This is a genomic window from Pseudomonas sp. KD5, from assembly GCF_012932895.1.
In the GTDB taxonomy this organism is placed as follows: Bacteria; Pseudomonadota; Gammaproteobacteria; order Pseudomonadales; family Pseudomonadaceae; genus Aquipseudomonas.
Map to the genome: position 1 here is coordinate 1 of NZ_JDWJ01000012.1, position 19893 is coordinate 19893.

At 58.5% G+C, this 19893-nt stretch carries 24 protein-coding genes; 16 read left to right on the plus strand and 8 right to left on the minus strand.

What is annotated here, in order from left to right:
• Positions 1 to 197: hypothetical protein (locus AF70_RS29675; RefSeq protein ID WP_218585003.1), on the plus strand; the 197-nt coding region annotated here is incomplete at its 5' end.
• Positions 198 to 204: 7 nt separating this feature from the next.
• On the opposite strand, the gene AF70_RS23975 is transcribed toward AF70_RS29675, so the two are convergent.
• Positions 205 to 1425, minus strand: a complete 1221-nt coding sequence (locus tag AF70_RS23975) for a CaiB/BaiF CoA-transferase family protein (RefSeq protein ID WP_028940048.1) — start codon at positions 1423 to 1425, stop codon at positions 205 to 207.
• Between the two features lie 13 nt (positions 1426 to 1438).
• Positions 1439 to 2620 carry an acyl-CoA dehydrogenase gene (locus AF70_RS23980; protein ID WP_019580269.1) on the minus strand — a complete coding sequence of 394 codons (1182 nt, stop codon included), beginning with the start codon at positions 2618 to 2620 and terminating at the stop codon, positions 1439 to 1441.
• 157 nt (positions 2621 to 2777) lie between these two features.
• Between AF70_RS23980 and AF70_RS23985 the strand changes: the two genes are divergently transcribed.
• The 10 genes from AF70_RS23985 to AF70_RS24030 all read left to right on the plus strand — a co-directional run bounded on the left by AF70_RS23985 (position 2778) and on the right by AF70_RS24030 (position 12632).
• Positions 2778 to 3677 (plus strand): LysR family transcriptional regulator, encoded by a 900-nt coding sequence (locus AF70_RS23985; protein ID WP_018927227.1) that lies wholly within the window; start codon positions 2778 to 2780, stop codon positions 3675 to 3677.
• A gap of 434 nt (positions 3678 to 4111) precedes the next feature.
• Positions 4112 to 5233: a Re/Si-specific NAD(P)(+) transhydrogenase subunit alpha gene (locus AF70_RS23990; protein WP_019580270.1), complete on the plus strand. Its 1122-nt coding sequence runs from the start codon at positions 4112 to 4114 to the stop codon at positions 5231 to 5233.
• Between the two features lie 15 nt (positions 5234 to 5248).
• Positions 5249 to 5572, plus strand: coding sequence for an NAD(P) transhydrogenase subunit alpha (locus tag AF70_RS23995; RefSeq protein WP_007940759.1), 324 nt, complete (start codon positions 5249 to 5251; stop codon positions 5570 to 5572).
• Positions 5572 to 7020: an NAD(P)(+) transhydrogenase (Re/Si-specific) subunit beta gene (locus AF70_RS24000; protein ID WP_028940049.1), complete on the plus strand. Its 1449-nt coding sequence runs from the start codon at positions 5572 to 5574 to the stop codon at positions 7018 to 7020. The genes AF70_RS23995 and AF70_RS24000 overlap by 1 nt, the downstream gene beginning before the upstream one ends.
• Positions 7021 to 7208: 188 nt before the next feature.
• Positions 7209 to 8702, plus strand: coding sequence for an acetyl-CoA hydrolase/transferase family protein (locus AF70_RS24005; RefSeq protein ID WP_019580272.1), 1494 nt, complete (start codon positions 7209 to 7211; stop codon positions 8700 to 8702).
• Positions 8703 to 9027: 325 nt separating this feature from the next.
• Positions 9028 to 9243: a DUF1127 domain-containing protein gene (locus tag AF70_RS24010; protein WP_018927231.1), complete on the plus strand. Its 216-nt coding sequence runs from the start codon at positions 9028 to 9030 to the stop codon at positions 9241 to 9243.
• A gap of 340 nt (positions 9244 to 9583) precedes the next feature.
• Positions 9584 to 9901: a DUF2388 domain-containing protein gene (locus AF70_RS24015; RefSeq protein ID WP_028940050.1), complete on the plus strand. Its 318-nt coding sequence runs from the start codon at positions 9584 to 9586 to the stop codon at positions 9899 to 9901.
• 107 nt (positions 9902 to 10008) lie between these two features.
• On the plus strand, positions 10009 to 10326 hold the full coding sequence (locus AF70_RS24020) for a DUF2388 domain-containing protein (RefSeq protein WP_018927233.1): 318 nt from the start codon (positions 10009 to 10011) through the stop codon (positions 10324 to 10326).
• Positions 10327 to 10353: 27 nt separating this feature from the next.
• Entirely contained in the window at positions 10354 to 10674 is a 321-nt protein-coding gene (locus AF70_RS24025; RefSeq protein WP_018927234.1) for a DUF2388 domain-containing protein, read from the plus strand.
• Positions 10671 to 12632, plus strand: a complete 1962-nt coding sequence (locus tag AF70_RS24030) for a DUF4105 domain-containing protein (protein ID WP_019580274.1) — start codon at positions 10671 to 10673, stop codon at positions 12630 to 12632. The genes AF70_RS24025 and AF70_RS24030 overlap by 4 nt, the downstream gene beginning before the upstream one ends.
• An 87-nt stretch (positions 12633 to 12719) precedes the next feature.
• Here the strand turns inward: AF70_RS24030 and trpA are convergent, their stop codons facing one another.
• Positions 12720 to 13532 carry a tryptophan synthase subunit alpha gene (trpA, locus tag AF70_RS24035; RefSeq protein WP_019580275.1) on the minus strand — a complete coding sequence of 271 codons (813 nt, stop codon included), beginning with the start codon at positions 13530 to 13532 and terminating at the stop codon, positions 12720 to 12722.
• The gene (trpB, locus tag AF70_RS24040; protein ID WP_007940749.1) at positions 13532 to 14767 is read right to left on the minus strand and encodes a tryptophan synthase subunit beta; all 1236 of its coding nucleotides are present in this window, start codon (positions 14765 to 14767) and stop codon (positions 13532 to 13534) included. The genes trpA and trpB overlap by 1 nt, the downstream gene beginning before the upstream one ends.
• Positions 14768 to 14879: 112 nt before the next feature.
• Here trpB and AF70_RS24045 point away from each other — a divergent pair, with 112 nt between their 5' ends.
• Entirely contained in the window at positions 14880 to 15773 is an 894-nt protein-coding gene (locus AF70_RS24045; RefSeq protein WP_026331796.1) for a LysR family transcriptional regulator, read from the plus strand.
• On the opposite strand, the gene AF70_RS24050 is transcribed toward AF70_RS24045, so the two are convergent.
• Complete coding sequence (locus AF70_RS24050; RefSeq protein ID WP_028940051.1) at positions 15770 to 16096, minus strand: YqjD family protein; 327 nt, start codon at positions 16094 to 16096, stop codon at positions 15770 to 15772. The two genes, AF70_RS24045 and AF70_RS24050, sit on opposite strands and share 4 nt — an antisense overlap.
• 156 nt (positions 16097 to 16252) lie before the next feature.
• Here AF70_RS24050 and AF70_RS24055 point away from each other — a divergent pair, with 156 nt between their 5' ends.
• The gene (locus AF70_RS24055) at positions 16253 to 16468 is read left to right on the plus strand and encodes a dodecin (protein ID WP_018927240.1); all 216 of its coding nucleotides are present in this window, start codon (positions 16253 to 16255) and stop codon (positions 16466 to 16468) included.
• Positions 16469 to 16598: 130 nt separating this feature from the next.
• Complete coding sequence (locus AF70_RS24060; RefSeq protein WP_019580277.1) at positions 16599 to 16823, plus strand: DUF1161 domain-containing protein; 225 nt, start codon at positions 16599 to 16601, stop codon at positions 16821 to 16823.
• Between the two features lie 62 nt (positions 16824 to 16885).
• On the opposite strand, the gene AF70_RS24065 is transcribed toward AF70_RS24060, so the two are convergent.
• Positions 16886 to 17887, minus strand: a complete 1002-nt coding sequence (locus AF70_RS24065) for an LLM class flavin-dependent oxidoreductase (RefSeq protein WP_028940052.1) — start codon at positions 17885 to 17887, stop codon at positions 16886 to 16888.
• Between the two features lie 236 nt (positions 17888 to 18123).
• Between AF70_RS24065 and AF70_RS24070 the strand changes: the two genes are divergently transcribed.
• Both AF70_RS24070 and AF70_RS24075 read left to right on the plus strand, forming a co-directional pair.
• Positions 18124 to 18555 (plus strand): OsmC family protein, encoded by a 432-nt coding sequence (locus AF70_RS24070; RefSeq protein WP_007940742.1) that lies wholly within the window; start codon positions 18124 to 18126, stop codon positions 18553 to 18555.
• A gap of 177 nt (positions 18556 to 18732) precedes the next feature.
• Positions 18733 to 18966 carry a DUF1161 domain-containing protein gene (locus AF70_RS24075; protein WP_019580280.1) on the plus strand — a complete coding sequence of 78 codons (234 nt, stop codon included), beginning with the start codon at positions 18733 to 18735 and terminating at the stop codon, positions 18964 to 18966.
• A gap of 6 nt (positions 18967 to 18972) precedes the next feature.
• Here AF70_RS24075 and AF70_RS24080 read toward each other — a convergent pair whose 3' ends face one another.
• The gene (locus AF70_RS24080; RefSeq protein WP_018927244.1) at positions 18973 to 19392 is read right to left on the minus strand and encodes a hypothetical protein; all 420 of its coding nucleotides are present in this window, start codon (positions 19390 to 19392) and stop codon (positions 18973 to 18975) included.
• 40 nt (positions 19393 to 19432) lie between these two features.
• The gene (locus AF70_RS24085) at positions 19433 to 19849 is read right to left on the minus strand and encodes a hypothetical protein (protein ID WP_019580281.1); all 417 of its coding nucleotides are present in this window, start codon (positions 19847 to 19849) and stop codon (positions 19433 to 19435) included.
• Between the last annotated feature and the right edge of the window lie 44 nt (positions 19850 to 19893).

Here is a 19893-nt window from a genome sequence, read left to right on the forward strand (position 1 = left end):
GCTGCCGAAAACTGCGTAACTCGTTGTTTACCAAGGAGTTTTCCGTTTCGACTGCGCCGGAAGTGGGGCGAATTATAGACGTCCAGAATCTGCCGTCAACCTCTAATTTGGCTTTTCTATCAATAGCTTGCAAAAAGCCGGAAAACCGCCCGCTTTTCTTCTATAAAGGAGAGCAAAACCACTCCCTCTATATATAAGAGGACTTCAGAGCACCCCCGCCTCTTTGAAAGCAGCGACTGCACCGGCATCCAGACCCAATACCCGCTGCAAAACCTCCAGCGTGTGCTCACCCAATAAAGGAGGTGCGCTACGGTACTCCACTGGCGTCTCGGACAGGCGTATCGGGCTCGCAACTTGAGGTACGATCCCGGCCAAAGCATGAGGCAGCTCAATAGCCAACCCACGAGCCTGAACCTGAGGGTCCGCAAACACCTGGGCCAAATCATTGATCGGTCCACACGGCACGCCTGCCTGCTCCAACTGCGCCACCCATTCAGCAGTGGTCTTGAACACGGTCGCCTGGCGGATCAGCGGGATCAGCACCGCCCGATTTGCCACCCTTAACTTATTGGTCGCAAAACGCGGATCATCCGCCCACTGCGGCTGCCCGGCCACCTCCGCAAATTTGCGGAACTGCCCATCATTACCCACGGTGAGGATGAAGTCGCCATCGGCTGTAGGGAAGTCCTGATAAGGCACGATATTCGGATGGGCGTTACCCAGGCGCTTAGGCGCAATGCCCGTAGTCAGGTAGTTCATCGCCTGGTTCGCCAGACACGCCACCTGAACGTCCAGCAATGCCATATCAATGTGCTGACCGCCACCACCATGATCCCGATGAGCCAGCGCAGCCAGGATCGCTACCGTTGAATAGAGCCCAGTCAGAATGTCTGTCAGCGCCACGCCGACTTTCACCGGGCCTGCACCTTCATCTCCTTCGGGGCGACCGGTCAAACTCATCAGACCGCCCAAGCCCTGGATCATGAAGTCATAACCCGCACGCTTGGCATACGGGCCGGTCTGACCGAACCCGGTGATCGAGCAATAGATCAGCTTCGGATTGGCCACCTTTAGCGACTCGTAGTCCAGCCCATACGCCGCAAGACCACCGACCTTGAAGTTCTCGATGAGGATATCCGACTTCGCCGCCAACTCACGCACCAGCCGCTGACCCTCTGGCCGCGTGAAGTCGATGGTCACCGATTGCTTGTTGCGGTTGGCGGACAAGTAATAGGCCGCCTCGCTAGTGTTCTCGCCATACGCGTCTTTAAGGAACGGAGGCCCCCAGGCACGCGTGTCATCGCCATTGCCCGGGCGCTCGACCTTGATGACGTCAGCGCCAAGGTCCGCAAGGATCTGCCCGGCCCAAGGCCCGGCGAGCACCCGCGACAAATCCAGTACCCGTAGATGCGAAAGCGCGCCCATGGCCGTTCTCCTATTAATAGAACGCCTGGAGGCCGGTCTGCGCGCGACCGAGGATCAGCGCATGGACGTCATGCGTACCTTCATAGGTATTCACCACTTCGAGGTTGACCAGGTGGCGGGCCACACCGAACTCATCGGAGATACCGTTGCCACCCAGCATGTCGCGCGCCATGCGGGCGATGTCGAGGGACTTGCCGCAGGAGTTGCGCTTCATCATCGAAGTGATCTCGACCGCGGCAGTGCCTTCATCTTTCATACGTCCCAGACGCAGGCAGCCTTGCAGCGCCAGAGTGATTTCGGTCTGCATGTCGGCCAGCTTCTTCTGGATCAATTGAGTGGCCGCCAATGGACGACCAAACTGCTGACGATCCAGGGTGTACTGGCGAGCGGTGTGCCAGCAGAACTCGGCAGCGCCCAGTGCGCCCCAGGAAATGCCGTAACGCGCCGAGTTAAGGCAGGTAAAAGGGCCTTTCAAACCACGGACATCCGGGAAGATGTTCTCTTCAGGAACAAACACGTTGTCCATGACGATTTCGCCGGTGATGGATGCACGCAAGCCGACCTTGCCGTGAATCGCCGGAGCGCTCAGACCTTTCCAGCCCTTCTCGAGCACAAAGCCACGAATGTCGCCCGCATCGTCCTTGGCCCAAACCACGAATACATCAGCGATCGGACTGTTGGTGATCCACATCTTGCTGCCGGTCAGGCTGTAGCCACCGTCCACTTTGCGTGCACGAGTAATCATCGCGCCCGGGTCGGAGCCGTGGTTGGGCTCGGTCAGACCGAAGCAACCAATCCATTCACCCGTGGCCAGCTTCGGCAGGTATTTCTGCTTCTGTGCTTCGGTGCCGAATTCATTGATCGGAACCATGACCAGCGAAGACTGCACACTCATCATCGAGCGATAGCCGGAGTCGACACGCTCGACCTCACGGGCAATCAGGCCGTAGCTGACATAGTTCAGGCCGCTGCCACCGTATTGCTCAGGGATGGTCGCACCCAGCAGACCCACCTCACCCATCTCACGGAAGATCGCCGGGTCAGTCTTCTCATGACGGAAAGCTTCGAGAACACGCGGTGCGAGCTTCTGCTGAGCAAACTGCTCGGCCGTGTCGCGAATCATGCGTTCTTCTTCAGTGAGCTGTTGATCCAGCAACAGGGGATCGATCCAGTTGAAGCTAGCTTTACCGCCCATGAGTGAGTCCTCTCGAATCAGGTCAAATAACGTGGATTGATCCTAGGCCGGGTTCGGCGTCCCGGCAAACGAGGTTTTCGCATACTGTTGTGCTAATTTCTCACTTCGAAACGTTGCAAAATCGCCTTTATGCAATGCATTAGTGAGGTTGACGTACATGCGCAGGAAGATCCCCAGCACAACAGCCCTGATCAGCTTTGAAGCGGCAGCGCGCCACGAGAGCTTTACCAAGGCGGCCCAGGAGCTTTCTCTCACTCAGGGAGCGATTTGCCGACAGATCGCCAGCCTCGAGGAGTTCCTCAATGTCGAGCTTTTCCGGCGTTCACGGCGCGGAGTGAAGCTGACAGAAGCCGGGCTTTCCTACAGCCGCAGGGTGGCCACCCAACTCGACGCGGTTGAACGGGACACCTTGTCAGTGATGGGCCAACAAGGAGCCAACTCGATCGAACTGGCGGTGGTTCCGACCTTCGGCACTCAATGGCTGCTGCCACGACTCAAGGATTTCCAGCACAAACACCCGGAGGTGACAGTCAACCTCACCAACCGTACGCGCCCCTTCCTGTTTGCCGACACCGACTTCGATGCCGCCATTTATTTCGGCGACGCCGACTGGCCAGGTACCGAATCCCACAGGTTAATGGGCGAGAACCCGATGCCGGTGTGCAGCCCCACGCTGCTGGGCCAAAAAACCAACCTGAGCCCCGGTGAAATCGCCGAGCTGCCCTTGCTGCAACAGACCACTCGCCCTTATGCCTGGCGCCAATGGTTCAACTCCCAGAACCTGAATATCCCGCGAGACATGACAGGACCGCGTTACGAGCTATTCTCCATGCTCGCCCAAGCAGCGATGCATGACATGGGGATCGCGCTGATTCCGCCATTCCTGATTCAACGCGAATTGGCGGAGAAGCGTCTGGTCATTGCCAATACCCAAGCACTATCGAGCATCAAGGCCTACTACCTGATGATTCCTGATCGAAAGGTCGAATCAGCCTCTTTGAAGGCTTTTCGCGATTGGCTGGTAAATCAGGCACACAGCTACAACCTAGAAGGATAAAGGCTCACACCCATTAGTTGACCGCGTAGTCAGCAAAACAAAAGCACTACAGATATAAGTATTTGTCGCATATTGACAGACTGTACCGACAAACAGCACAAACGTCCCACAAGCGTTTGAGTACGTGGCTTTGAGCCTCTATTGGCAGGCAATGACAACCTATTCACCGTGCGGATGTGTAAATTCTTGAATTTTGGCAAAAATCCTTAGAAGCCACGGCCTGCAAGGGATTTAACGGAAAGGTGCGACATTCGGTCACGGGGTGACTTGTAGTTAATTTTCCGTCACCCGTCATAATCCCTTGAAGGGCACAAAGTTCGCCTGCAAAATGCCGCGCCCCGCCCTGATTTGGCGGGATCGTGCTGATCGGCCGCCCCAGCCGCACCATCCGAAGTGCCTGGGTTTACTCAATAAGATCACGCAGGAGATTTGACGTGCACATTGGTGTTCCTCTCGAAACCCAAACGGGTGAAACACGGGTTGCTGCAACCCCGGAAACCATCAAGAAGCTGATCGGCCAGGGTCATAAGGTCACTGTACAAAGCGGCGCCGGCATTAACGCCAGCGTTGTCGACAGTGCTTATGAAGCGGCAGGCGCAACCATTGGCAGCGCCACCGATGCGTTTGGTGCCGAGCTGATTCTCAAGGTGGTCGCCCCCAGCGACAGCGAACTGACGCTGATCAAGAGCGGCACCGTCGTGGTGGGCATGCTCAACCCGTTCAGCAATGAAACCATCGCCAAACTGGCCGAATGCGGCATTACCGCGTTTGCGCTGGAAGCTGCGCCACGCACCTCCCGCGCCCAGAGCCTGGATGTGCTGTCCTCCCAAGCTAACATCGCCGGTTACAAATCCGTATTGCTGGCCGCTCACTACTACCCTCGCTTCATGCCGATGCTGATGACCGCTGCGGGCACCGTGAAAGCGGCGCGCGTGCTGATTCTCGGTGCCGGCGTGGCCGGTCTGCAGGCGATCGCCACCGCGAAACGTCTGGGTGCCGTGATCGAAGCGTCCGATGTGCGTCCTGCGGTGAAGGAGCAAATCGAATCCCTGGGTGCGAAATTCGTCGACGTGCCGTACGAAACTGATGAAGAGCGCGAATGCGCCGTCGGTGTCGGCGGTTACGCGCGTCCCATGCCGGCCAGCTGGATGCAGCGTCAGGCCCTGGCCGTACACGAACGCGCCAAGCAGGCTGATATCGTCATCACCACGGCACTGATCCCGGGCCGCAAGGCGCCGACACTACTCAGCGCCGAAACTGTGGCGCAGATGAAGCCAGGCTCGGTGGTTATCGACCTCGCCGCAGCCCAGGGCGGCAACTGCCCGCTGACCGTGGCGGACCAGGTCGTGGTCTCGAATGGCGTGACCATTGTCGGCCCGACCAATCTGGCCGGTGCGGTGGCGGCAGACGCTTCGGCGCTGTACGCACGCAACCTGCTGGACTTCCTGAAGCTGGTCTTCAACAAGGAAGGCCAGTTCGAAGTGAACCTAGAAGACGACATCGTCGCCGCGTGCCTGATGTGCCGCGACGGCCAAGTCATCCGCAAAAACGCCTAAGCAGGGATTCAGACGATGGAAGAGCTTATCTCCCCCGGTATCTACAACCTGATCATCTTCGTGCTGGCGATTTATGTCGGTTATCACGTGGTCTGGAACGTTACACCTGCACTGCACACGCCATTGATGGCGGTGACCAACGCCATTTCGGCGATTGTGATCGTCGGCGCGATGCTGGCGGCCGCTTTGACCGTAACACCATTGGGCAAAACCATGGGCACCCTGGCGGTGGCTCTGGCGGCCGTGAACGTGTTCGGTGGTTTCCTGGTCACCCGTCGCATGCTTGAGATGTTCAAGAAAAAAGCCCCGAAAGCCGTACAAGAAGAGGCGCCCAAGTAATGAGCATGAACCTGGTAACGACGCTGTACCTGATCGCGTCGATCTGCTTCATCCAGGCCCTCAAAGGCCTGTCGCACCCGACCACGTCGCGGCGCGGCAACGTGTACGGCATGCTCGGCATGGCCTTGGCGATCCTCACCACCATCGGTCTCATCTATAAGCTGGCGGCGCTCTCCATTGAGCAAGGCGGTGCTACCGCCGGCATCGGCTACGTCATCGTCGGTCTGCTGGCCGGCGGTACCGCCGGTTCGATCATGGCCAAGCGCGTTGAAATGACCAAAATGCCGGAGCTGGTCGCCTTCATGCACAGCATGATCGGTCTGGCAGCGGTGTTCATCGCCATTGCAGCCGTCGTCGAGCCGCAATCGTTGGGCATCGTTAAACATCTGGGCGATTCGATTCCGGCGGGTAACCGTCTGGAGCTGTTCCTCGGCGCGGCCATCGGTGCAATCACCTTCTCCGGTTCGGTGATCGCGTTTGGCAAGCTGTCGGGCAAGTACAAGTTCCGCCTGTTCCAGGGCGCACCAGTACAGTTCAGCGGTCAGCACAAACTGAACCTGCTGTTGGGTCTGGCGACGCTGGCACTGGGTGTCACGTTCATGCTGACCGGAAACTTCAGCGCCTTTGCCCTGATGCTGGCCCTGGCCTTCGTGATGGGTGTGCTGATCATCATCCCGATCGGCGGCGCCGACATGCCCGTCGTGGTGTCGATGCTCAACAGCTACTCCGGTTGGGCGGCAGCGGGTATCGGCTTCTCGCTGAACAACTCGATGCTGATCATTGCCGGCTCGCTGGTGGGCTCAAGCGGTGCGATCCTCTCGTACATCATGTGCAAGGCGATGAACCGTTCGTTCTTCAACGTACTGCTCGGCGGCTTCGGCAACACCGCGGATGCTGGCCCGGCGGGCTCCAAAGAAGCCCGTCCGGTGAAATCCGGTTCGGCTGATGACGCCACCTTCTTGCTGACCAACGCCGACACCGTGATCATCGTTCCAGGCTATGGCCTGGCGGTAGCACGGGCGCAGCACGCCTTGAAAGAGCTGACCGAGAAACTGAGCCACCGCGGCGTAACCGTGAAGTATGCGATTCACCCGGTTGCCGGCCGGATGCCTGGCCACATGAACGTATTGCTGGCCGAGGCCGAAGTGCCTTACGACCAGGTGTTCGAGATGGAAGACATCAACTCCGAGTTCGGCCAGGCCGACGTGGTGCTGGTGCTCGGCGCCAACGACGTGGTGAACCCGGCAGCCAAGAACGACCCGAAATCGCCGATTGCCGGCATGCCGATTCTCGAAGCGTTCAAGGCCAAGACCATCATCGTCAACAAGCGCTCGATGGCCAGCGGCTATGCCGGCCTGGACAACGAGTTGTTCTATCTGGACAAGACCATGATGGTTTTCGGCGACGCCAAGAAAGTCATCGAAGACATGGTTAAAGCCGTCGGGTAAACCCCTTCGGCAACCTGAACGCCCCGACTCGTCGGGGCGTTTTTGTTTGCGTCTGTTACCGATCCTGTAAAGGTGTTTTGCCTGAAAGCACCGGAATAGACGCCCCGAATGCGACCTTGGTAGCGGGACGGGCACCGCTCGAATTCACTAGACTGCGCACCTTGCTTCCGTTGCCCGAGATAACAATCATGTACCGTGACCGTATTCGCTTGCCTTCATTGTTGGACAAGGTAATGAGCGCCGCCGACGCTGCAGCTCTGATTCAGGACGGCATGACCGTCGGCATGAGCGGCTTTACCCGAGCCGGCGAAGCCAAGGCCGTGCCTCATGCACTGGCCGAGCGCGCCAAGGTCACGCCGCTGAAAATAAGCTTGATGACCGGCGCCAGCCTGGGCAACGACCTCGACAAACAGCTGACTGAAGCCGGTGTACTGTCGCGACGCATGCCGTTCCAGGTGGACAGCACTCTGCGCAAGGCGATCAATGCCGGCGAAGTCATGTTCATCGACCAGCACCTGTCGGAAACCGTAGAGCAGCTGCGTAACCAGCAACTCAAGCTGCCGGACATCGCGGTGATCGAAGCCGTGGCGATCACCGAGCAGGGCCATATAGTGCCGACCACTTCGGTAGGCAACTCGGCCAGCTTCGCGATTTTCGCCAAACACGTGATCGTCGAGATCAATCTGGCGCACAACCCGAATCTCGAAGGCTTGCACGACATCTATATCCCTACCTACCGGCCTACCCGCACGCCTATTCCACTGGTGAAGGTCGATGACCGTATCGGCAGCACTGCCATCCCGATACCGCCGGAAAAAATCGTCGCGATCGTGATCACTAATCAATCCGACTCGCCCTCTACTGTGCTGCCGCCGGATGTGGACACCCAGGCCATCGCCGACCACCTGATCGACTTCTTCAAGCAAGAAGTGGCTGCCGGTCGCATGACCAACAAACTCGGCCCGCTGCAAGCCGGTATTGGCAGTATCGCCAACGCGGTGATGTGCGGCTTGATCGACTCGCCATTCGAAGACCTGACCATGTACTCCGAAGTGCTGCAGGATTCGACTTTCGATTTGATCGACGCCGGCAAGTTGAGCTTCGCTTCGGGCAGTTCGATCACCCTGTCGAGCCGGCGCAATGCCGATGTATTCGGGAATCTGGAGCACTATAAGGACAAGCTGGTGCTGCGCCCCCAGGAAATCTCCAATCACCCCGAAGTGGTGCGGCGCCTGGGCATCATCGGCATCAACACTGCGCTGGAGTTCGACCTGTACGGCAACGTCAACTCCACTCACGTCTGCGGCACGCGGATGATGAATGGCATCGGCGGCTCGGGCGACTTCGCGCGCAATGCGCACCTGGCGATTTTTGTCACCAAGTCGATCGCCAAGGGCGGGGCGATTTCCAGCGTGGTTCCCATGGTCAGCCACGTCGATCACACAGAACATGACGTCGATATTCTCGTGACCGAGATCGGCCTGGCCGACCTCCGAGGCCTGGCGCCGCGTGAGCGTGCCCGCGTCATTATCGATAACTGTGTTCACCCGGACTATCGCCCGGCCCTGAATGACTACTTCACTGCTGCTTGCGCAGTCGGCGGGCATACCCCGCATATCCTGCGTGACGCACTGAGCTGGCACATGAACCTGGAAGAAACCGGGCGCATGCTGGCGGTGTAATTGATACAGATAGCAGCTGACGCAAACACAGTTTCGTCAGCTCGCTGTTGCAGCATTCTTTTCAATCAAAAACTGTACTGCTGTACCGGTCTTTTCCTACCGTAATTGCCTACCTTTTCCAGCCTAACCCCTATAAATGCACCACAATGGTGCCGATAGGTACAGTTGCCTCAATTTAGACCAGTACACCACCGTTTAACAGTTAACTGGTCTCTCACAATACAGGTGAACTGTATCTACAGAGACTGGCCAAACGAGAGGATCATTGGCATCAGTCAAAGTTAAACCACTACCTAATCCCGCCATAAGCGGAAGGATGTCAACCATGGAACGTACACTCAGTTCCGAGCTGTTCTTCGAAGACACTGCTGCAAAAACCCAGGCTTCCCTGCCTTTGCGCGTTATCGCCAACCTGATGCTGTGGCAGCGCCGCATCTCCAGCCGCCATCAACTGGCTCGCCTGGATTCGCGTCTGCTGGCTGACGCCGGGATTAGCGAAGCACAACGCTACGAAGAGCTGAGCAAGCCGTTCTGGCGCTAAGTTAGCGTCGCTGGCTCTGACCCACCGGGTCCACCGCCAGCAACCCGAATTGAACAAACAGAACCCGTCGTGGGAAACCACGACGGGTTCTGTCGTTTCAGGGCTTCATATTGGGGGCGTACAGAAGAGAAAATCACCGACAGTGACAGTTTTTAAATATATAAAAACAACCAGTACAGTTTATTCTAAGTGTGTCTGCGCTCGCCTGCATGAACAAGCGGGACTGTTCTAACCGATGTATGCAGGCCTAATATCTGTATAAAACGTGGCGAACGCTTTAAGACGACAGGCGTCTGATCCTGTGCCACCTCTCTATCGGTCTATCCAAAGGAGCTACCTCATGTCCCCCCTTCGCCTGCTCAGCGCTGCAGCCCTGCTTGCCATGACTGCCAATGCCCACGCCTCCAGTTTTATCGTGACCACCGACTCCATCGTTAATGGCCTGAAGGCTTCCTCCGACGCGACTTCGGATGTCTCGTCCTCCTTTCGCGACAACAAAATCGTCCGTGCTGCCCGTGACGATGCCGCCAGCTTCGTTGCCAGTGAAGGTGCCATCCGTGGCGTGAAACTGGAAAGCGCGCTCAACCATATCCGCCAACAGGCTCCACAACTGAATGCGACCGACGCACAGCTGGCCCAGGCCATCCTGACGATCTAGGCAACTGCGCTGAACCGGGACACGCCCGTCGTGTCCCAATGTTTCGGCGCTGGCTCTAGCCCGGGCATTGCGCTAGCCTTGGGGCTCGCTTTCAGCTATCGAGCCTCATGCGTTTTCTTTCAAGTCTGTTGATCACTCCGGTTTTTCTCGCGGCCTGCTGGTCGGGTTCAGCCCATGCCTTCGACGCTTTCAACCTGTCTACACAAGGCACCGTAGCCAGTGGTTACGCCACCAGCATGGTGACCTCCGCGCCCTTCGACCATAAAATGCTGATCGCCGCCCGGGATGACGCTGCAGCGTTCATCGCCAGTGACGGCCAACTGCGAGGAGCACAACTGGAATCGGCCTTGATCTACCTGCGCCGGACCCAGCCAAAACTTCATGCCAGCGACCTTGAACTGGCGCAGGCAATTCTCGTCCAATAGTTATCCTTGTTTCTCCGGAGTCACTCCATGCGTAGCCCGCTGATTGCTGCCACCCTTGGCCTGCTGTTGTTGGCCGACGTGGCCCAGGCCCACACCCTGGTAGCCACCAGTAACATGATCATTCGTGCCTCCCAGCGCACGCTTGATTTCACTTCCGATACCACCACGTCCATCCGTGATTCGAAGATCGTCCGTGAAGCCCACGACGATGCGGCCAGTTTCGTCGCCAGCGAGGGTGAAATCCGTGGTGCACACCTGGAAGCGGCCTTCGACACCTTGCGCACCCGCGTACCGGAAGCCCGCGACGCCAGTGATCAGGTTCTCGCCGAAGCCATCCTCGCACTGTGAAATCACTAAGCGCCTGGCTGCTGGCCGGGGTTGTGTTGCTGCTTGGCAACACGGCCCAGGCCGGCCTGCAATTACGGCTCAAGACCGAAGGCCTGAGCCCCGCGCAACAGCAGGCCAGTCAGGCGCTGCTCGATGAAGCCATGCAGGCGTTACCGCCACGCTTCATCGAGCAGTTGGACCGGCACATCGATGTCGGCTGGACCGACAACATGCCGAGCAATGCCTATGGCCAGGCATCGCTGGTGTCCGAGCTCGACCTGAATCGCAACCTGCTCGCCAGCCTCACCGACGGCAGCGCCGCGACCAAAAAAACCTATCGTCCCCACGGCACCGTGCGCCAGGAACTGCTCGCCACGGTGTTGCACGAGCTCACCCACATCTACGACCGCGCACGCCTGTGGCCGGACGCCGAGCGCACACTGATCCAGCGCTGCACACAACGTAACAGCAGCTCCGGACTGATCGGCATCCCGGATCAGTGCCGCGGACAGACCGACCGACGCTGGACCCTCAGCGACGACCCTCGCCTGCTCGATCTGGCCGGCTGGCCGCAATACGTCGGTCGGCGCGGTGAGCGCGAACAGCACAACCGGCAGATTGCCCGCAGTCCGGACATCTACGAGACGAGCAGCCCGAAGGAGTTCGTCGCGGTCAACATGGAGTACTTCCTCCTCGACCCAAGCTATGCCTGCCGTCGCCCTGCGCTGTATCGCTACTACAAAGAACACTTCGGCTGGGCGCCCGCCGCCAAAGACACCTGCGCCCGATCATTCGCCTTCCTCAATGCGGGTAACGATTTCGCCAAACAGCCCTTGGGCCAGGTCGATCCGGAACGGGTGTATGCCGTCGACTATCTGCTGGCAGAAGCCAACCAGAACTGGGTCAGCCGCTGGGGTCACAGCATGCTGCGACTGGTGATCTGCGCGCCCGGTCGGCCTCGCGGGCCGGATTGCCGCCTCGATCTGGATCAACATCTGGTGCTGTCCTACCGCGCCTTCGTCGGCGACGTACAGTTGTCGAGTTGGGATGGGCTGGTGGGCAAATACCCATCGCGCCTGTTTGTGTTGCCGCTGGCCCAGGTGATCGACGAATACACCAAGACCGAACTGCGCAGCCTGGCCTCGGTACCGCTGAACCTGTCGCGCAGCGAGATCGAAGATGTGGTGGAGCACGCCGCCGAGATGCACTGGAGTTACGACGGCAATTACTTCTTCCTGTCCAACAACTGCGCCGTGGAAAGCCTGAAACTGCTGCGCAGCGGCAGCAATAACGCCCAGTTGACAGGGCTCGACAGCATCATGCCCAACGGCTTGCTGGAAGTACTCAAGAGCCGCGGACTGGCGGATACCAGCGTGCTCGACGACCCTCGCGAAGCGTTACGCCTGGGCTATCGCTTCGACTCCTTCCGCGAGCGTTATCAAGCGATGTTCGAGGTGCTGAAAAAGCATTTGCCGATCAAGCAGGAAAAGGTCGAAGACTGGCTGGCATTGAAAGCTGATGAGCGCCGCAAATGGATTGACCAGGCGGACCTGCGCACCAGCGCGGCATTGCTGTTACTGGAGCAGGCGAGCTTCCGCCAACAATTAGTGTTGGCTCAGGACGAAGTCAAACAGCGCTACCTGGGCGCTCGGGAATTGAATAACGGCGGTATGGATAAAGCCAACGCGACCTTGCAGCAGATTCTCGCCAATAGCGGCTTCCTCAGCCGTCCGGCCGAACTGCTCGGCACTGGTGGCTATGGCTTGCCGCAGCCGAACGAGTGGACACGCCTGGAGTCGGAAAGCAATCTGCGTCAGAAGCAGCTTCAAGTGCTGACCGGAGACCTCGACAAGGAAGTGCGAGCGCTGCTCGAGCCAAGCCGCGCTGCTGAAATGGCCGCCAACGAAGAGAACCTGAAACAGGTTGGCGAACATTTGAGGAAGTTGCACAAGGCTGCGGGTGGGTTGGAGTTGCCCTGAAAGCAAAAAGGGCTTCAGAACATAGTCCTGAAGCCCTCGGTCTTGCTGTATGTGCTGTGCCGCGAGGCACTAATTCCTCTCTTACTTTCAGCTGACCCGCGCTTTACGCACGCCGTCGGACAAGGCCGCGCACAGGCTGAGTACGCCCTCCACAGCCTGATCAGGGGTCGAGGCGTTGGCGATGTGATCAATCAGCGCCGACCCCACCACCACACCATCAGCCAGACGCGCGATGGCCGCTGCCTGTTCCGGTGTGCGAATACCGAAGCCGATGCTGATCGGCAGATCGGTATGGCGACGCAGACGGGTGACGGCCTCTTCGACATGTTCCAGAGTCGCCGCACCCGCACCGGTCACACCCGCTACCGACACGTAGTAAACAAATCCGGAACTGCCATTCAGAACGGTCGGCAGACGCCCATCGTCAGTCGTCGGAGTGGTCAGACGGATGAAGTCCAGGCCCGCCGCCTGTGCCGGGTCGCACAATTCAGCGTTATGTTCTGGCGGCATGTCGACCACGATCAGGCCATCGACACCGGCTTCTTTGGCTTCAGCGATGAAACGCGGCACGCCGTACATGTGAATCGGGTTGAAGTAACCCATCAACACCAGCGGAGTCTCGCTGTTGCCTTCGCGGAACTCGCGAACCATTTGCAGGGTTTTCGCCAGGTTCTGTTTGGCGCCCAGAGCACGGATGTTGGCCAGCTGGATCGCCGGGCCGTCGGCCATCGGATCGGTGAAGGGCATGCCCAACTCGATCACATCAGCACCAGCACCGGGCAAACCTTTGAGGATCGCCAGGGACGTGTCATAGCTCGGATCGCCGGCGGTCACGAAGGTCACCAGGGCGGCGCGGTTCTGTTCCTTGAGTTCGGCAAAACGCGTTTGCAGGCGGCTCATCAGTGTTTCTCCTGCTTGGACTGCACTTGTTGAGAGTTTTCCATGTGGTGCATCACGGTTTGCATGTCTTTGTCGCCACGGCCGGACAGGTTGACCACCATCAGGTGATCTTTCGGCAGGGTCGGTGCGCGCTTGAACACTTCGGCCAGGGCATGGGCGCTTTCCAGTGCAGGAATAATCCCTTCCAGGCGGCAGCACTTATGGAATGCGTCGAGGGCTTCGTCATCGGTCACCGAGGTGTACTGGACGCGGCCGATGTCATGCAACCAGGCGTGTTCAGGGCCGATGCCTGGATAGTCGAGACCGGCTGAAATCGAGTGCGCGTCAATGATCTGGCCATCATCGTCCTGCAACAGGAACGTACGGTTACCGTGCAGCACGCCTGGTACGCCGCCGTTCAGGCTGGCCGCGTGCTTGCCGGTTTCGATGCCGTAGCCGGCCGCTTCGACGCCGATGATCTCGACGCTCTTGTCATCGAGGAACGGGTGGAACAGGCCCATGGCATTGGAACCACCGCCGATGCACGCCACCAGGCTGTCTGGCAGACGACCTTCCTGGGCTTGCAACTGCTCGCGGGTTTCCTTGCCGATGACGGCCTGGAAGTCGCGAACCATGGCCGGGTACGGGTGCGGACCGGCCACGGTGCCTATCAGGTAGAAAGTGCTGTCGACGTTGGTCACCCAGTCACGCAGGGCTTCGTTCATTGCGTCTTTGAGGGTGCCGGTGCCCGCGACTACCGGGATCACTTCGGCGCCCAGCAGCTTCATGCGAAACACGTTGGCTTGCTGACGTTCGATGTCAGTGGTACCCATGTAGATCACGCAATCGAGGCCGAAACGCGCGGCCACGGTGGCGGTCGCCACGCCGTGCATGCCGGCGCCGGTCTCGGCGATGATGCGTTTCTTGCCCATGCGCCGCGCCAGCAGGATCTGGCCGATGCAGTTGTTGATCTTGTGCGCGCCGGTGTGGTTCAGCTCTTCGCGCTTGAGGTAAATTTTCGCGCCACCGCAAAACTCTGTCAGGCGCTCGGCGAAATACAGTGGGCTTGGGCGTCCGACGTAATCACGCTGGAAGTAGGCCAATTCTTCTTTGAATGCCGGATCTTCCTTGGCCGCTTCGTATTCACGGGCCAGATCGAGGATCAACGGCATCAGGGTTTCGGCGACGTAACGGCCACCGAACGCGCCAAACAGGCCGTTGGCGTCGGGGCCGTTGCGCAGATTAGTCTGGGTCATGGGTCGCTCCAGTTGTATTCGAGAGGTGACGATGGGGTTCACTCTACCCCTGACATCCCACGCTGAAAACCGATAAGATCGCCGCAACCTGTCAGGAAAACTCACAGATCCCATGAGCCATGACCTCCCCCCGCTGAACGCGCTTCGCGCCTTCGAAGCCACTGCCCGCCTGAACAGCGTCAGTCAGGCTGCCGAACAGCTGCACGTCACCCATGGCGCAGTCAGCCGGCAACTCAAGGTACTGGAGGAACACCTCGGCGTGAGCCTGTTCATCAAGGATGGACGCGGCCTTAAACTCACAGATGCCGGCGTTCGTTTGCGCGATGCCAGCGCCGAAGCCTTCGAGCGTTTGCGCAGCGTTTGCGCCGAGCTGACCCAAAGCACCGCCGATGCGCCGTTCGTGCTCGGCTGCTCGGGCAGTCTTTTGGCGCGCTGGTTCATTCCGCGTTTGGGGCGCCTGAATGCGGACCTGCCGGATCTGCGCTTGCACCTGTCGGCTGGCGAAGGCGATCTCGATCCACGACGACCCGGTCTGGATGCCCTGCTGGTGTTTGCCGAGCCGCCATGGCCGGCAGATATGCAGGTCTACGAGTTAGTGAGCGAACGAATCGGCCCGGTCATGAGCCCGCGATTTGCCGGCTACGAAAGGCTACGAAACGCACCAGCAAGCACACTGTTGAGCGAACCCTTGCTGCACACCACCTCACGTCCGCAAGCCTGGCCGATCTGGGCACAGCAAAGCGGCCTCGACGACAAGGCGCTGAAGTACGGTCAGGGCTTCGAGCATTTGTATTATTTGCTGGAAGCGGCAGTGGCCGGGCTGGGCGTGGCCATCGCGCCCGAGCCGCTGGTGGCCGAAGACGTGAAGGCCGGTCGCCTGGTTGCGCCATGGGGCTTCCGTGAAACCCCGGCGCAACTGGCGTTGTGGCTCCCCAAGCGCGCCGCGGACGGGCGCGCTCGGCAGTTGGCGCAGTGGCTTAAAAACGAACTGCGCCAGACACCTTAATGACCACGCTTGAACAATAAGTAGGCCGCGAGCAATCCCAGCGCACCAACGGCAACACCGGCTGTAGTCCAAGGGTGTTCCTGGGCGTAGTCACGTGTCGCGATTCCGGTTTCACGGGTTTTGACCTTGACCTCTTCATAGGCATCGGCAAGCAGATGGCGCGAGTGTTTCAGCGCGTTCTCAGCGTTGCTTTTCAACGTCTTGAGAGTTTTACGCGACTCGTCCGAGGCGTCGCCCTTCAAGCTTTCCAACGATTTCAACAGACTCTCGATCTCGGCTTCCATGCTTTGCAATGAGGCGTTGCGTAACGACGTGTTGGCCATGATGGCTCTCCTGCATTGTTGATGAGTGACGTGTGTTGGTTGGGACTTCAGGGGTTCGAGAAAGTGCAGTAAATCTGAACGTCACTACGGATTGGTCGACAGAAGAAATCAGAAAAATCACTGCTAGGCTGTATTTCACACCTCAAGGAGAACGCCATGTCTGACCATCACACCTACAAGAAAGTCGAACTGGTTGGCTCGTCCACCAGCAGCATTGAAGACGCCATCAACAACGCCCTGGCCGAAGCCAACAAAAGCCTCAAGTACATGGAATGGTTTGAAGTGACCGAAACCCGCGGGCATATCAAGGACGGCAAAGCTGCACACTTCCAGGTGACACTCAAAGTCGGGTTCCGGATTGCCAGCAGCTGAGTTTGAGCCAGCCGTCTGAACTTGCGCGCCGACTGAATGCCATAGGAAACAGCAAAGCGCTACAGGGTGAGCGCATCCAGTCGGTAGCTGGATGCCCTCCCTCTATTGATCCGACCAAGGAGTGCAACCCATGAAGAAGTTTATTCTGGCGGTAGGTTTGTTGAGCCTTGCGGGAACAGCCTTTGCCCAGGTCAAGTCGTGTGAAGAGCTGAAAGCCGAAATCGCTGCAAAACTGGACGCCAAGGGTGTTTCCAATTACTCACTGGAGATCGTCGACAAAGGCACTGCTGCCGGTGGAAAAGTCGTCGGGAAATGTGAGAAGGGCTCCAAGGTAATCGTTTACAAACAGGGCTGACTTCCCTCAATAACAAAAAGCCGACGCCACGGCGTCGGCTTTTTGTGGATGTCGTTTAAGTGTCAGCCCTTCATGACCTGCGCCAACAGTTCATAGGAGTGCACGCGATCGGCATGTTCATACAGATCACAGGTGAAAATCAGTTCATCCGCCTGGGTCTGTTCGATCAGCACCTCAAGCTTGGCGCGGATTTTCTGCGGGCTGCCGACCATCGCCAGCCCCAGGAAATCACCGACCGCTTCTTTCTCATGGGGCAGCCACAGGCCGTCCATGGTCTTCACGGGTGGGCGTTGCACCAGGCTCTGGCCACGCATCAACGCAAGAATCCGCTGGTACACCGAAGTGGCCAGGTAATCGGCCTGCTCGTCGGTGTCTGCCGCCACCAGCGGCACACCGAGCATCACGTAAGGCTTATCCAACACCGCTGATGGCTTGAAGTGATTGCGGTAGACGCGAATCGCTTCATGCATGAAGCGCGGTGCGAAATGTGAAGCGAAGGCGTAGGGCAATCCGCGCTCACCGGCCAGCTGCGCACTGAACAGGCTCGAACCCAACAACCAGACCGGGACATTGGTGCCGGTACCCGGCATGGCAATGATCCGCTGATCCGGCGTGCGTGGGCCGAGGTAGCGCATCAACTCGGCCACGTCTTCCGGGAAATCGTCGGCGCTGCCGGAACGCTCGCGACGCAAAGCGCGGGCGGTCATTTGATCGGAGCCGGGCGCGCGCCCCAGGCCCAGGTCGATCCGGCCTGGATACAGGCTTTCAAGGGTGCCGAACTGCTCGGCGATCACCAGTGGCGCATGGTTGGGCAGCATCACGCCCCCCGAACCGACGCGTATGGTCGAAGTGCCACCGGCCAGATAGCCCAGCAGGACCGAGGTCGCCGAGCTGGCGATCCCGTCCATATTGTGGTGTTCGGCGACCCAAAAGCGGTTGTAGCCGAATTTTTCGACGTGCTGCGCCAGGTCCAGGGAATTGCGCAGAGACTGGGCCACACTGCCGTTCTCGCGCACGGGCACCAGATCGAGGGTCGAAAACTTGATCTCAGACAGTCGTTTCATAAACCTGCTTCTCCAATGGGTAAGCAGGTTTTTCCCAACGAAAACCTGCCGAGTCTGTAAGCGTGTTCTCTGCAATGAGGGCATATACCCGAGTTTCAATAGGAGAGACAAAATTCCTGCGCAATTAGAGGACTGATCAGATGAGATGAACTTTGCCTGACGGTCTATCCTCAGAACCCTGGTAACCGAAAACCACGAAGGCGCGACGTTTCGCGCCGGATCTTGAGGAGGCAGACATGGCTATCACAAAGAAAGCATCGGCTCATTGGGAAGGTGACCTGAAAACTGGCATCGGCTCAATCTCCACGGAAACCGGCGTACTCAGAGAAGCCCCTTACGGCTTCAAGGCCCGTTTCGAAGGCGGTAAAGGCACCAATCCGGAAGAGTTGATCGGTGCGGCCCACGCCGGCTGTTTCTCCATGGCGTTTTCAATGATTCTCGGTGAAGCCGGCCTCAAGGCCGACAGCATCGACACCAATGCCGAAGTCACTCTGGACCAGGTGGACGGCGGCTTTGCAATCACCGCGGTGAAACTGATCCTCAAGGCGAAAATCCCCGGGGCGACCCAGGCGCAATTCGAAGAACTGAGCAACAAGGCCAAAGAGGGCTGCCCGGTGTCCAAGGTACTGAATGCGAAAATCAGCCTGGATGCGACGCTGGTCAGCTAAACCGATAAAAGATCGCAGCCGTCGGCAGCGCCTGGATTATTGATTGATCGGTAGGCGCTGTCGAAAACTGCGATCTTTTTTGCGTTGAAACAAAACCTGGCTGGCGTAATTGTGGTCGAATAAATGACAGCAGCTTTAGCGCATCACCGTGCGCGCTGCCTCAAGGGAGCTTCAACCATGAAACGTTTTGCCTTGGCGGTTATCTGTTGCACGCTGGCCACATCGGCTCTCGCGGCACCGAAATCCTGTGAAGAACTCAAGGCCGAGATCGAAGCCAAGATCCAGGCCAATAACGTTTCGTCCTACACCCTGGAAATCGTCACCAACGACGAAGTGCACGATCAGAATATGGTGGTCGGCACGTGCGAAAGCGGCACGAAGAAAGTCATCTACCAAAAAAATGACAGTTGATTCACCTCACATGAGGCAGTAGCTCTCGCGATCTTCGGCGACAATCTCCCGCTTGGCGTTATACAGCCGGGCGCTGGGGGTGAACGCTATGGAGCGAGCTTCCAGCAGATAACGCTGGCCGGCCTCGAAATGGTCGTAATTGATGGTCAGGTAGCATATTCGCTCCAGAGGAGTGTTCAGCAAACCCGGCCCTCCGCCAAACACTTCAAAGTCAAAACGTACCCTGAGCTCATGACTACCCGGGGTGACCTGAAAGTAACGGCCATCGCTCAACCGCTGGTTGTCCAGACGATCGGCCATCAGCAGTTTCCCGCCGGGAACTGGCGTAGCGAAGTCGACCCAGGCCATCTGCGGATTGACCGCCGGCAACGGACTCGTGCAGCCGACAAAGGCACCTGCAGCGAGCAACAGCAACAACCTGCGCATGATGAATATCCCAAGGACTGGTCATTCAGCATAGCGCCGATCAGGTGCGTTGGCAGCCCGCTGGCTTACCCTGCCCAATCACTTTTCGCTGCTGATCATAAAGCTTTGCCCACGGCCGAAAGCCGATATTCCCCGCTTGCAGCTGATACCGCTGCCCGGCGTTGAAGTCCTTGAATTTCACATTCAACTGGCAGTCACGCCACAACGGCTCGGCATCGGGGCCAATGTTGGTCGGCTGGACCGCAAACAAGTAGCGAACCTTCAGCTCATGGCTGCCGGGCTGCACCTGGAAATAGCGCTTGTCGATGGAAGCCTTGTTATCGACTTCCAGCGCTTGCAGCGCGGTGTCCTCCTGCCGTGAATCCAGATCGATCCAGGCCTGCGAAGGATCAGGGGTGGGCAATCCGGCACAGCCGGCCAGCATCAGCAGGCCTCCCGTCAGCATCAATTTGCGCATAGCGGAGCTCCAATAGGCGGGATAGTCTTGCGGGCAGACTTTCC

Bases quoted from the DNA above. Each gene is read 5' to 3' on its own strand.
- AF70_RS23975 (WP_028940048.1), bottom strand. From the start codon at position 1,425: ATGGGCGCGCTTTCGCATCTACGGGTACTGGATTTGTCGCGGGTGCTC.
- AF70_RS23980 (WP_019580269.1), bottom strand. From the start codon at position 2,620: ATGGGCGGTAAAGCTAGCTTCAACTGGATCGATCCCCTGTTGCTGGAT.
- AF70_RS23985 (WP_018927227.1), top strand. From the start codon at position 2,778: ATGCGCAGGAAGATCCCCAGCACAACAGCCCTGATCAGCTTTGAAGCG.
- AF70_RS23995 (WP_007940759.1), top strand. From the start codon at position 5,249: ATGGAAGAGCTTATCTCCCCCGGTATCTACAACCTGATCATCTTCGTG.
- AF70_RS24000 (WP_028940049.1), top strand. From the start codon at position 5,572: ATGAGCATGAACCTGGTAACGACGCTGTACCTGATCGCGTCGATCTGC.
- AF70_RS24005 (WP_019580272.1), top strand. From the start codon at position 7,209: ATGTACCGTGACCGTATTCGCTTGCCTTCATTGTTGGACAAGGTAATG.
- AF70_RS24010 (WP_018927231.1), top strand. From the start codon at position 9,028: ATGGAACGTACACTCAGTTCCGAGCTGTTCTTCGAAGACACTGCTGCA.
- AF70_RS24015 (WP_028940050.1), top strand. From the start codon at position 9,584: ATGTCCCCCCTTCGCCTGCTCAGCGCTGCAGCCCTGCTTGCCATGACT.
- AF70_RS24020 (WP_018927233.1), top strand. From the start codon at position 10,009: ATGCGTTTTCTTTCAAGTCTGTTGATCACTCCGGTTTTTCTCGCGGCC.
- AF70_RS24025 (WP_018927234.1), top strand. From the start codon at position 10,354: ATGCGTAGCCCGCTGATTGCTGCCACCCTTGGCCTGCTGTTGTTGGCC.
- trpA (WP_019580275.1), bottom strand. From the start codon at position 13,532: ATGAGCCGCCTGCAAACGCGTTTTGCCGAACTCAAGGAACAGAACCGC.
- trpB (WP_007940749.1), bottom strand. From the start codon at position 14,767: ATGACCCAGACTAATCTGCGCAACGGCCCCGACGCCAACGGCCTGTTT.
- AF70_RS24045 (WP_026331796.1), top strand. From the start codon at position 14,880: ATGAGCCATGACCTCCCCCCGCTGAACGCGCTTCGCGCCTTCGAAGCC.
- AF70_RS24050 (WP_028940051.1), bottom strand. From the start codon at position 16,096: ATGGCCAACACGTCGTTACGCAACGCCTCATTGCAAAGCATGGAAGCC.
- AF70_RS24055 (WP_018927240.1), top strand. From the start codon at position 16,253: ATGTCTGACCATCACACCTACAAGAAAGTCGAACTGGTTGGCTCGTCC.
- AF70_RS24060 (WP_019580277.1), top strand. From the start codon at position 16,599: ATGAAGAAGTTTATTCTGGCGGTAGGTTTGTTGAGCCTTGCGGGAACA.
- AF70_RS24065 (WP_028940052.1), bottom strand. From the start codon at position 17,887: ATGAAACGACTGTCTGAGATCAAGTTTTCGACCCTCGATCTGGTGCCC.
- AF70_RS24070 (WP_007940742.1), top strand. From the start codon at position 18,124: ATGGCTATCACAAAGAAAGCATCGGCTCATTGGGAAGGTGACCTGAAA.
- AF70_RS24075 (WP_019580280.1), top strand. From the start codon at position 18,733: ATGAAACGTTTTGCCTTGGCGGTTATCTGTTGCACGCTGGCCACATCG.
- AF70_RS24080 (WP_018927244.1), bottom strand. From the start codon at position 19,392: ATGCGCAGGTTGTTGCTGTTGCTCGCTGCAGGTGCCTTTGTCGGCTGC.
- AF70_RS24085 (WP_019580281.1), bottom strand. From the start codon at position 19,849: ATGCGCAAATTGATGCTGACGGGAGGCCTGCTGATGCTGGCCGGCTGT.